Genomic DNA, 11401 nt, shown 5'->3' with positions numbered 1-11401 from the left:
CTCAGTCGGTGACCGGTTCGGGTGGAGGTGGCGTCCCCGGCGCCGGCGGCGCCGGCACGGCCTTGGGAGCGGGGAAATAGTGCAGCCAGGCGGCGTGCAGGAAGATCCAGGCGGCGCTGCTTGCTGCCAGGAGCGCCAGCACCAGGAACACGTCGTTGTAGGCCAGGATATTGGCTTCGCGGGTGGCGCTGGCCGCCAGCGAGGCCACGCCCTGGCGGGTGCGCGCGGCCGGGTCGGCCACCAGCTGGCCCACGGCGGCGGCGCCGGCCTGGATCCGGCCGGCCACCAGCGGATCGAGGCTGCTGAGCTGCTCGACGATGATCGAGGAATGGAATTTCTCGCGCACGATCTGGAACGTGCCCACGAGAGCCGAACCGAGCAGGCTGCCCAGGTTCTGCGTCAGGCCGAACAACACCGAGAAGCTGATCAGGTTGGCGGGATTGGCGATCACGCTGCCGATCAGCGAGATCACCAGCGGCCCCAGGAACAGGGCGCCGCCGAAGGCGAGCAGGCTCTGGCTCAGGTACATCTGCTCGGGGCGGGTCTGGTTGCTGGCGTGGGCGTCGATCCAGGCGCCGAGCGCCATGATCAGCAGCGAGATCACCTGTGGCGCCATCAGGTGCGCGACGTTGATGGTCAGCGCCGAGACGACCACGCCGGCGATGGTGGCGCACAGCACGATGCCGTACAGGGTCTGCAACTGGTCGTTGTCCAGCCCCACCGCGCGCAGGAAACCCACCGCGCCCACGCTCTGCTCGGACAGCACGATGCGCACCAGGAGCATCGACAGCGCCAGGCGCACGATGTTCGCGCTGGTAAAGAAGCGGATGTTCAGCAGCGGATTGGTACGGTTGTGCTCGACGCACACGGCGGCCGCCAGCAGGACGAAGGCGGCGGCCAGCGCCACGCCGATCCACGGAGCCTCGAACCACCAGAGCACGCGCCCGAAGGCGATCGCGGCGCACAGCAGGGCCATGCCGGGCGCGAACAGGGCGAAGGTGACGAAGTCCATCGGCCGGAAGGCCTGGAAGCGGTCGCCCGGCGGCAGCTTGAGCAGCAGCACCGCGCCCAGCGAGACCAGGGCCAGGCCAAGCTCGAACATGTACAGGCCGCGCCACTCGGCGATCTGCAGCAGGTCGCCGGAGAACAGGTAGGCCAGCGGCAGGGCCAGCTGGGCGCAGCCGAGCGCCAGCACCACCCCGCGCAGGCGCCACTCCTTCTTGAAAGCCTGCAGCACATAGTACAGGCCGAGCGGCGACACCGCCGCCGCCAGCATGCCATGGGCGGCGCGCACAGCGATCGCCGAGCCGAGGTCGCCCACGAACAGGTGGGCGAAGGTGACCAGGGCGTACAGCACCAGGAAGAACTCGGTAAACAGGCGCAGCCCGAACTGCTGGCGGAACTTCACCAGCAGCAGGTTCATCGAGGCATTGGCCATCACGAACACCGCCGGCAGCCACGCGGTCTCGGTGGAATAGGCGCCGAGCGTGCCCTGCAGGTTGACCAGGTTGACCGATACCAGGGCGTTGCCGAGTCCGCCGGTGATGGTGATCAGGATGCCGACGAACAGGTAGGCGAAGCGCAGCGGGGTCGAATGGGCAGGCGTGGAGGGCGAGCCCGGAAGCATCGGCTTTTCGTCGGGCGCCCACTCACGCGGCGCGTACTTGCTCATCCGCCGTTCCTTCCCGTTCGTTGTGAGGTTTGCATGAGTTGCGCATGAGGTGAGCATCATAGCCGCTCGCGAAAAACCGCGTCGGACGCCCATCCATCCGCCTGTCCGGCTGCCGGGCACGCCGGTGTGATCACTTTTGCACGCCACGAAAATTTTGCTTCGGAACTGAACTACTTGATATTGCTCTGCCTTTTCTGCGTACTTAGAATCAATTTATGCCATGCGGAAATTGTTCCTCATCGCAAGCAGCCGAGTCAGAGTCAACATGCTTCCACGTTTCACGCCACGAAACCTGATCGCCGCCGTCCTGGCTGCCGCCGCCATGATTCCCGGCATCGCAGTCCAGCAGGAGCTGCAGCTCGATTACCGCATGAACGAGCACATCGAGCAGGTGCCGGCCGGCCCACAGGGCCGCGCCATGCTCGAGACCACGGTGTTCCAGCCGAACGGCCCCGGCCCCTTCCCGCTCATCATCATCAACCACGGCAAGGATCCGGGCCGCCCCAGCCTGCAGCAGCGCGACCGCTTCTACCACATGGCCACCGCCTTCGTGAAACGCGGCTATGCGGTAATGGTACCGATGCGCCAGGGCTTCGCCAACTCGACCGGCCGCTACCGCGACCATGGCTGCGACATGAAGGCCAACGGCTACGCCCAGGCCGAGGACATCGCCGCCACCCTGGCCTATGCACGCCAGCAGCGCTGGGTCGACGCCAGCCGCATCGTGGTGGCCGGCCAGTCCTATGGCGGGCTGGCCACGATCGCCCTCGGCACCCGCCACCAGCCGGGCGTACGGGGCCTGATCAACTTCGCCGGCGGCCTGCGCGACGACAGCGACCGCTGCGCCTGGCGCACGGCCCTGGTGTCCGCGTTTTCCGAGTACGGCGCGCGCGCCACCCTGCCCACCCTGTGGATGTATGGCCAGAACGACTCCCTGTTCGGCCCGGAACTGGCGCAGCGCATGCATGCCGCCTTCGAGGGCAGCGGCGGGCGCGCGCGCCTGGTCGAGTTCGCGGCCTTCAAGCGCGACGCGCATGGCATGCTGGCCAGCCGCGACGGAGAAAAGGTCTGGCTGGACGAGACCATGCGCTTCCTGAAGGGGATCGGCATGCCGACCGAAGTAATCCACGAGGTGCCTGCCCCGCCCTCTCCGGCGCGCACCGACTATGCCCGGGTCGACGACGTCGAGGCCGTGCCCTACCTGTCCGAGAACGGGCGCCGCGCCTACCAGGAATACCTGACCAAGATGACGCCGCGCGCCTTCGCGGTCGCCCCGAGCGGCGCCTGGACCTGGGCCGAGGAAGGCGAAGACCCGGATGGCCGCGCGCTGGCCACCTGCACCGCGAAAAGCAGCGAGCCCTGCCGGCTGTACTCAGTGGACGACTACGTGGTCTGGACCGGCGACATCGACGCCGCCGAGAAGGCCAGCATGACCGCCTCCGTCACCGCGCCCCCGGCGGGCGCGCCCGATGCCGGCGCGGCGCCGAGCACCTCGATCGGCTCGAACAAGGCCACCAACTAGCCCGCGCGGTCAAGGACCTAGGCCCGGGCATCCTCAGGACGCAGGCCCGCCCTGCCCGGCGCTACGCAGCCCGCGTGCCAGGTCGGACAGGCGGTAGGGCTTGCTCACGAAGGTGTAGTTGCCCAGCTGCGCGCCCTCGAGGCCGAGCTTGGGCGGCGGGTAGCCGGACGCCAGCATCAGCTTGACGCCGGGGTAGTGCGCGCGCGTGTACTCGGCCAGCTCGATGCCGTTCACGCCCTCCGGCATGACGATGTCGGTAAACAGGATGTCGACATCGCGGCTGGCCAGCACGTTCTTCGCTTCCTGGCCGCTGGCGGCGGTGGCGACGTCGTAGCCCATGCTGATGAACAGGGCCGAGGCCACGTCCAGCAGGTCCGGCTCGTCCTCGACGATGAGCACGGTCTCGCTGCCGCCGTGCGCCGCTTCGCGGTCCTGGGTGCCGACGGCCGGGAGGTAGATCGTGATCGTGGTGCCGACGCCAGGTGCGCTGTCGACCAGCACTTCGCCGCCAGACTGCTTGATGAAGCCGTACACCTGCGACAGCCCAAGGCCGGTGCCCTTGCCGGTTTCCTTGGTGGTGTAGAAGGGTTCGAAGGCGCGCCGCAGCGTCTCGGGCGTCATGCCGGTGCCGGTGTCGGCCACGGTCACGCGCACATAGTGCCCCGCCGCCAGCCCCGTCACGTCGCCCTCGGCCAGGGCCACCTGGGCCGTTTCCAGCCGCAGGGTACCGCCCTCGGGCATGGCGTCGCGGGCGTTGACCACCAGGTTGAGCAGGGCGGATTCGAAGCGTGCCGCATCCACCACCGCGCTGCCGGCCTGCGGGTCGAGCTGGAATTCGAACTCGATCCCCGAATGGCCGGCGCGGCGCAGCACGGATTCGAAGCCCGAGATCAGGCGGTTGATGCTGCGCGTCTCCGGCTGCAGCGGCTGCTGGCGGGCGAAAGCGAGCAGCTGCTGGGTGAGCGTGGCGCCGCGGTCGATGGCGCGCCGCATGCTGTCGATCGTCTTGGCGTCGCTGCCGCTGCGGCTCAGGCTCAGTAGCTCGAGGCCGCTGGCCAGCACCGACAGCAGGTTGTTGAAGTCGTGCGCCACGCCGCCGGTGAGCTGGCCGATCGATTCCATCTTCTGCGACTGGAACAGGGCGAGCTGGGCCTGTTCCAGCGCTTCCTGGGCCTGCTTCTTCTCGGTGAGGTCGCGCGTGATCTTGGCGAAGCCGAGCAGCTTGCCGTCTTCGCCCTGGATCGCGTCGATGATCACGTGGGCCCAGAAGCGGCTGCCGTCCTTGCGCTGGCGCCAGCCCTCGGCCTCGTAGCGCCCCTCGCGCGCGGCGGTGCCGAGCGCGTGCGCGGGCAGGCCGGCGCCGCGGTCCTCGTCCGTGTAGAAGCGCGAGAAGTGGCTGCCGACGATGTCGTCGTGGGTATAGCCCTTGATGCGCTCGGCGCCGACGTTCCAGTTGGTGACCACCCCTTCCGGCGACAGCATGTAGATCGCGTAGTCGGTCACGCCCTGCACCAGCAGCCGGAACCGCTGTTCGCTCTCGCGCAGCGCATCCTCGGCCTGCTTGCGCTGGGTGACGTCGCAGGTGACCTTGGCGTAGCCGAGCAGCTTGCCCTGCTCGTCGTGGATGGCATCGATCACCACATTGGCCCAGAAGCGGCTGCCGTCCTTGCGCACGCGCCAGCCCTCGGCCTCGTATTTGCCGTGCGCCAGCGCATGCGCCAATGCGCGCGCCGGCAGGCCATCGGCCTGGTCGTCCGGCGTGTAGAAATGCGAGAAGTGCTGTCCCAGGATCTCCTGCGGCGCATAGCCCTTCAGGCTCTGCGCGCCCGCGTTCCAGCTGGCGATGCGGCCGGACGGGTCGAGCATGTAGATGGCGTAGTCGCTGATGCCCGCGATCAGGTACTGGAGGCGCTGCTCGTCGGTCAGGGAAGGATTGAGGGGGTCTTGCATGGCGCGGCTGCCTGTCTGCTATCGCAAAATATGCATCATAGCGCTACTTGACAAAAAACATCCGCCCGCCTGACTCGCTTTTGACTTGTATAGACAGATTGCCATCCGAATTTGTGTCCTGACTGCAGAGATATGCCGGATTTGACGTTACAATAGCGCGTTGTTCCTTTTGCAGCCCGCCCTTCCCCCATGAGCCAGGCCCCCACCGACACCCTCGATCTCAGCCGCTGTGCCGATGAACCGATCCGCACCCCGGGCAGCATCCAGCCGCATGGCTTCCTGCTGACGCTCGGGTCCGCGCTGCAGGTGCTGCAGGCGAGCGCCAACCTGGCCGACTGGACCGGCGTGGCGGCGCGCGACGTCGTCGGCCTGCCGCTGGCGGCGGTGGTGGGCGAAGCCGCCATGGAACGCATCGCGGCCGAGATCGCCGCTACCGAGCTGATCGCGCGTCCGTCCTATATCGGCACCGTCACCACCGCCAACGGTGCCCACTTCGACGTGCTGGCGCACGCCTGGGACGGGGTGACCATCCTCGAGTTCGAGGGCGTGAACCGGCGCCGCGCGGCCGACTTCCGCAACCTCTATCCGCTGGTGGGCGATTTCCTGGTGAAGGTCAACCAGGCCGCGACGATTCCGGCGCTCTCCGATCTGGCGGCGCGCCGGGTGCGCGAGGTGAGCGGCTACGGCCGGGTGCTGGTCTACCAGTTCGACGCCGACGGCCATGGCCGCGTGCTGGCCGAATCGAAGGAAGACGGCTACGACTCCTACCTCGGCCAGCACTTCCCGGCCAGCGACGTGCCGGCCCAGGCGCGCGCGCTGTACACGCTGTCGCCGATCCGGGTGATCCAGGACGCGAACTACACGCCGGCGCCGCTGGTGCCCGAGCTCAATCCCGTGACCGGCGCACGCAACGACCTGTCCTTCGCGGCCCTGCGCAGCGTCTCGCCGGTGCACCTGCAATACATGCGCAACATGGGCACCCTGGCCTCGATGTCGGTATCGCTGGTGGTCAAGGGCAAGCTGTGGGGCCTGATCTCGTGCCACAACGCGGCGCCCTGCCCGGTGCCGGTCGACAAGCGCACCGCCTGCGAGCAGCTGGGCCAGATCCTGGCGCTGTGCATCGAATCGCGCGAGGACGCCAGCGAGCTGCAGTTCCGGCTCGAGGTGCGTCGCATCATGGTCGAGATGCTGGGCCGCCTGACCAAGGGCGCCGACTTCCTCGAGAACATGAGCGCCGTGTTCCCCGAACTGCTGCGCTTCGCGCGCGCGGGCGGGGTCGCGATCGTGGTCGACGACCGCGTGCTGACCTATGGCGACACCCCCGACGAAACGCAGATCCGCGCCCTGGCCGACTGGCTCTCGCTGCACGGCGGCCACAGCGACATCTACCATACCGACCACCTGAAGGACGCGTATGCGCCCGGCGCCGACCTGGTGCGCAACGCCAGCGGCCTGCTCGCGCTGCCGATCTCGCGCATCCACCAGCACTACCTGCTGTGGTTCCGCCCGGAGGTGGTGCAGACCATCGAGTGGGCCGGCAACCCGCACGGCAAGCAGGCGTCGCCTTCCGACCCGGCCCAGCTGACCCCGCGCCTGAGCTTCCAGGCCTGGCGCGAGACCATCCACGGACGCAGCCTGCCCTGGCACGTGGCCGAGATCGAGCTGACGGTGGAATTTCGCAGCGCGCTGCTGGGCATCGCCCTCGAGCGCGCCGAACAGATGGCCGAACTGGCGGAAGAACTGGGGCGCGCCAACAAGGAACTGGAAGCCTTCTCGTACTCGGTCTCGCACGACCTGCGTGCGCCGCTGCGCCACATCGTCGGCTTCTCCGACCTGCTGCTCGAGCCGGGCGGCGCCGAGGACCCGGAACGGCGCCAGCGCTTCCTGAAGAACATCAAGGAATCGGCGCGCCTGGCCGGCAAGCTGGTGGACGACCTGCTGTCCTTCTCGCAGATGGGGCGCGCCGCGCTGCGTCCGACCATGGTTGACATGAACGAGCTGGTGGCCGCCTGCATCGACAAGCTCGGCATGGAGATGCAGGGCCGCAACGTCGACTGGCATATCGAGCCGCTGCCGTCCGTCTGGGCCGACCCGAGCTTCCTGCACCTGGCCTTGCTCAACCTGCTGTCGAACGCGGTCAAGTTCACCGGCGGGCGCGACCCGGCGGTCATCACCATCACGTCCGAAGAAGACGAGGACTTCATCGTGTTCCACGTGGCCGACAACGGCGCCGGCTTCAACATGGAATACGTGCACAAGCTGTTCGGCGTATTCCAGCGCCTGCACCGGATGGAAGACTTCCAGGGCACGGGCATCGGCCTGGCCAACGTGCGCCGCATCGTCGAGCGCCACAACGGCCGCGTCTGGGCCGCGTCGAAGCAGGGAGAAGGCGCAACCTTCTCGTTCAGCATTCCGAAACATCCATCCCATTGAGGCAAGCGATGCTCAAGCCCATCCTGCTGGTCGAGGACAATCCCCACGACCTCGAACTGACCCTGATCGCACTGGCCAAGAGCCAGCTTGCCAACGAAGTGGTGGTCGTGCGCGATGGCGCCGAAGCCCTGGACTACCTGCACCGGCGCGGCGAGTTCGCGCAGCGCATCGCCGGCAACCCGGCCGTGATCCTGCTCGACCTGAAACTGCCCAAGGTGGACGGGCTCGAGGTGCTGAAGGAAATCCGCGACACCGACGCCCTGCGCAGCATCCCGGTGGTGATGCTGACCTCGTCGAAGGAAGAGCAGGACGTGCTGCGCAGCTACGAGCTGGGCGTGAACGCCTACGTGGTCAAGCCGGTGGACTTCGCCGAGTTCGTGCGCGCCATCGCCGACCTCGGGATCTTCTGGGCGGTCCTGAACGAACCGCCGCCGGGCTCGCGCCGCTACGTCAAGCCGAAGTGAGGACGCTGGCCTGAAACCGGCGCCTGGTGCAGGTCGGCCTGGCGCGCGGCGGCCTGCTGGCCGCGCCTGGCGTGACGCAGCAGGTGACGGATGCGCATGCTCAGCGCGTCCGGATGGTAGGGCTTCTGCAGCAGGTGCACCGAGGCATCCAGCTTGCCCTCGTGCGCCAGCACCCCTTCCGCATAGCCCGAGGTATACAGCACCTGTACCCAGGGCAGCCAGCGACGCGCGATCTCGCCCAGCTGCAGACTGCTCACCGGACCCGGCATGATCACGTCGGAAAACACCAGGTCCACATGGCGGCCGCTCTCGATGATCTTCACCGCGCTCTCGGCATCGGGCGCTTCCAGCACGTCGTAGCCGAGCGCGGACAGGATGCCGCAGGTCGAGGAACGCACTTCCGGCTCGTCCTCGACCACCAGGATGGTTTCCAGGCCGCCGGTGAGCGGCGCGCTGGCCACCTGTTCGACAGGGGCCGGCGCGGCGTCGCTGCGCGGCAGGTAGATGCGCACGCTGGTGCCCTGGCCCGGTTCGCTGCGCAGCACGATCTCGCCGCCGGACTGCTTGACGAAACCGTAGGCCATCGACAGGCCCAGGCCCGTGCCCTGCCCGGTCGGCTTGGTGGTGAAGAAGGGTTCGAAGGCGCGCAGCAGCACTTCCTGCGCCATGCCCCTGCCGGTGTCGGCCACCTCGATCATCACGAAATGGCCGTGCGGTATCTCGGCCGGGAGCGCGGAAGCGGGAGCGGAGGCGGGCTCGGCACCGGCCGGCGCATCGATATTGCAGGCGCGGATGGTCAGGGTGCCGGCCCCGCCCATGGCGTCGCGCGCATTGATCGCCAGGTTCAGTAGTACATTGTTGAGCTGGTTCGGGTCGACCATGGTGCTGCCCAGGCCGGGCGCGATCTCGGTGACCACCCGCGCGCTCGGGCCCAGCACGCGCCGCATCATGTCGTCCATCTCGCGCAGCAGGTGGCCGGGATCGATCACCACCGACTGCAGCGGCTGGCGCCGCGCGAAGGCCAGCAGGTGGGCGGCCAGCTTGGCGCCGCGCTCGACGCCTGACAGCGCCATCTCGACCCGGCTTTTCGCGCTGTCGCTCAGGTTGCCCACCAGTTTCAGCAGCTGCAGGTTGCCGCCGATGATCTGCAGGACATTGTTGAAGTCGTGCGCCACGCCGCCGGTGAGCTGCCCGATCGCTTCCATCTTCTGGGCCTGGTGCAGCGCCGACTGGCTGGCGGCCAGCTGCTCCTGGCTCACCCGCAGCGAGGCGAAAGCGGCGTCGCGCTGGCGCCGCGCGATGCAGGCGCCGCTGTGGTAGCGCACCCGCGCCACCAGTTCGCGCGGATCGGGCCACTTGACCAGGTAGTCGTTGGCGCCCACCGCGAAGGCGCGCGCCTTGATGTCGGGGTCGTCTTCGGAGGAGAGCACGATGACCGGCAGGTCTTCGGTGTCGGGATGGGCGCGCAGGCGCGCGGTCACCTCGAACCCGTCCAGGTCGGGCATGCGCAAGTCGACCAGCACCACGGTCGCGCGCACCTCGCGCGCCACCTCCACCGCGCGCGCCGGACTCGACTCGTAGCACAGGGTGTGGCCAGTGCAGCCCTGCAGGCCGTGCGCAATGATGTCTTGCGCGAAGGGCTCATCGTCGATGAGGAGAACGGAACATTCAGGGCGATCGTCAATCATTGCGGCGGACTCGAAGATGCGTCACGATCTTGCAAAAAGGTAAGCGTTGATTCTACTACATTCGGGAGAGTGGACAGAAATGATGGATTTGAGGCGTGCGCCTTGCGTTTCAGGACTGCCGGCGCCATCTTGTCCCCATGTTCAAGCGCCGCGCCGAACCCCAGGAGACGCCCCCTGCACAGGAAGCCCACTGCCCGCTGTGCGGCCGCGTGCTGGGAAACGTCAACATCGACCGCCACCACCTGGTTCCGAAAAGCTTCAAGGGCAAGGAGCAGTTTCCGATCCATAAAATCTGCCACCGCAAGATCCATTCCGCCCTGACCGAACGCGAACTGCTGCAGCACTACCACACCTGGGACGCGCTGCGTGGGCACGCGGATATACGGGGCTTCATCGACTGGGTGGCGAAGAAGCCGCCCGGCTTCTATGCCCGCACCGCCACATCGAACCGCAAGAAATTCCGCTGACACGGCGGCGGCAGGCCGGGCGGGTGCCGGGCACGCGCGCCGAATAAACAAAAAGGGCCGCGTTCACACGCGGCCCTTCGTATTCTGGCTCCCCGACCTGGACTCGAACCAGGGACCTGCGGATTAACAGTCCGTCGCTCTACCGACTGAGCTATCAGGGAAAGGAGGCCGCATTATAGCGACCCGGTCTGGATTTGACCAGTGTCTTTTATAAACTATCCGGCACCGGCCACGACCAAACAAGAAGGGCCGCGTTCACACGCGGCCCTTCGCATTCTGGCTCCCCGACCTGGACTCGAACCAGGGACCTGCGGATTAACAGTCCGTCGCTCTACCGACTGAGCTATCAGGGAAAAGAGGCCATATTATAGCAGCGCTTTTCGATTATGCGAAGCACTATGCTATCGAAAAGCAAGATTCTCAGCGCCTCGCGCGCCGCGCCAGCGCCGCCAGGCTGTCCAGCACCAGCTGCGGTTCCGACGACTGCGGAAAGTGGGCGCTGCGCGTGGCCAGCACCCGCTCGCCCAGCGGCGACAGGCGCGCCAGGCCGTCCTGGTTGCGCGCCCGCTCCTGCGCCGCAGCACGCGAGACGATCCAGCGCGGCAGGCGCCGTGCGCCCGACAGCACCGTCACCGGTACTGGCGGGAAGTCCGGAGCCTCGGCGATCTCCGCCACGGTCTCTTCTTCGTTGCTGACTTCGTCATCCGGGTCCAGCGGCGACACCCGGTCGAGCAGGCCGGCCGCCGCCCGCTGCAACCAGGAGCGCCGGCGCTTCAGGTGCAGCACGTCGTCCGGCGCCGTCGCTTCCAGGAACAGCACGCCGCAGGTTTCTTCCGGATAGAGCCGCGCGAACAGGTTCGCATGCAGGCCGCCGAAGGCGTGGCCCACGAGCAGGAAAGGCGGCCTGGCGCCGGATTCGCGAAGCAGCGCGCGCAGCTGCAGGACCACGGTCGTGCCCAGCTGTGCTTCGCGCGCCCGGCTGCTGCCGCCCACCCCGGCGCGGTCGTAGGCCAGCACCGTGCCGAGCTCCTCGATGTCGGGGTACAGCTTGTGCCAGGTTTCCAGCGCACTGCCCGACCCGCCGAGCAGGACGATGGTCGGACTGCCCTGCTCCGACAGCGAAAAGCGCAGGACCTGTCCCGCGATGGCGATGCGTTTGCTCGATGGTAGATGCTTCACTGGGCGACCCCGAAAAACAAAAAAGG

8 protein-coding genes and 2 tRNA genes are annotated in these 11401 nt (G+C 67.6%); 4 read left to right on the top strand and 6 right to left on the bottom strand.

Annotated elements, in window-relative coordinates:
- Position 1: 1 nt before the first annotated feature.
- The gene (locus tag LE190_RS03400) at positions 2–1672 is read right to left on the bottom strand and encodes an MFS transporter (protein WP_225237381.1); all 1671 of its coding nucleotides are present in this window, start codon (positions 1670–1672) and stop codon (positions 2–4) included.
- A gap of 265 nt (positions 1673–1937) precedes the next feature.
- Between LE190_RS03400 and LE190_RS03395 the strand changes: the two genes are divergently transcribed.
- Positions 1938–3194, top strand: coding sequence for a dienelactone hydrolase family protein (locus LE190_RS03395; protein ID WP_225237380.1), 1257 nt, complete (start codon positions 1938–1940; stop codon positions 3192–3194).
- A 33-nt stretch (positions 3195–3227) separates the two neighbouring features.
- Here LE190_RS03395 and LE190_RS03390 read toward each other — a convergent pair whose 3' ends face one another.
- Positions 3228–5144, bottom strand: a complete 1917-nt coding sequence (locus LE190_RS03390) for a hybrid sensor histidine kinase/response regulator (RefSeq protein WP_225237379.1) — start codon at positions 5142–5144, stop codon at positions 3228–3230.
- 189 nt (positions 5145–5333) lie between these two features.
- On the opposite strand from LE190_RS03390, the gene LE190_RS03385 reads away from it, so the two are divergent.
- Together LE190_RS03385 and LE190_RS03380 are read left to right on the top strand one after the other, a co-directional pair.
- On the top strand, positions 5334–7577 hold the full coding sequence (locus LE190_RS03385) for an ATP-binding protein (RefSeq protein ID WP_225237378.1): 2244 nt from the start codon (positions 5334–5336) through the stop codon (positions 7575–7577).
- Positions 7578–7585: 8 nt separating this feature from the next.
- Positions 7586–8041 (top strand): response regulator, encoded by a 456-nt coding sequence (locus LE190_RS03380; protein ID WP_224942561.1) that lies wholly within the window; start codon positions 7586–7588, stop codon positions 8039–8041.
- Here the strand turns inward: LE190_RS03380 and LE190_RS03375 are convergent.
- Positions 8023–9729 carry a response regulator gene (locus tag LE190_RS03375; protein ID WP_225237377.1) on the bottom strand — a complete coding sequence of 569 codons (1707 nt, stop codon included), beginning with the start codon at positions 9727–9729 and terminating at the stop codon, positions 8023–8025. The genes LE190_RS03380 and LE190_RS03375 overlap by 19 nt on opposite strands.
- Positions 9730–9866: 137 nt before the next feature.
- Here LE190_RS03375 and LE190_RS03370 point away from each other — a divergent pair, with 137 nt between their 5' ends.
- A complete protein-coding gene (locus LE190_RS03370) occupies positions 9867–10196 on the top strand; it encodes a hypothetical protein (protein ID WP_225237376.1) in 330 nt (109 codons plus the stop codon).
- Positions 10197–10281: 85 nt separating this feature from the next.
- On the opposite strand, the gene LE190_RS03365 is transcribed toward LE190_RS03370, so the two are convergent.
- From LE190_RS03365 to LE190_RS03355, 3 genes are all read right to left on the bottom strand, one after another.
- Positions 10282–10357: transfer RNA gene (locus LE190_RS03365), tRNA-Asn, on the bottom strand.
- Between the two features lie 116 nt (positions 10358–10473).
- Positions 10474–10549, bottom strand: a tRNA-Asn gene (locus tag LE190_RS03360).
- A gap of 67 nt (positions 10550–10616) precedes the next feature.
- On the bottom strand, positions 10617–11375 hold the full coding sequence (locus tag LE190_RS03355; RefSeq protein WP_225237375.1) for an alpha/beta fold hydrolase: 759 nt from the start codon (positions 11373–11375) through the stop codon (positions 10617–10619).
- Between the last annotated feature and the right edge of the window lie 26 nt (positions 11376–11401).

It is taken from the genome of Massilia hydrophila, assembly GCF_020208145.1.
Lineage (GTDB): Bacteria > Pseudomonadota > Gammaproteobacteria > Burkholderiales > Burkholderiaceae_D > Telluria > Telluria hydrophila.
This window is presented reverse-complemented; position numbering and strand designations above follow the sequence as displayed.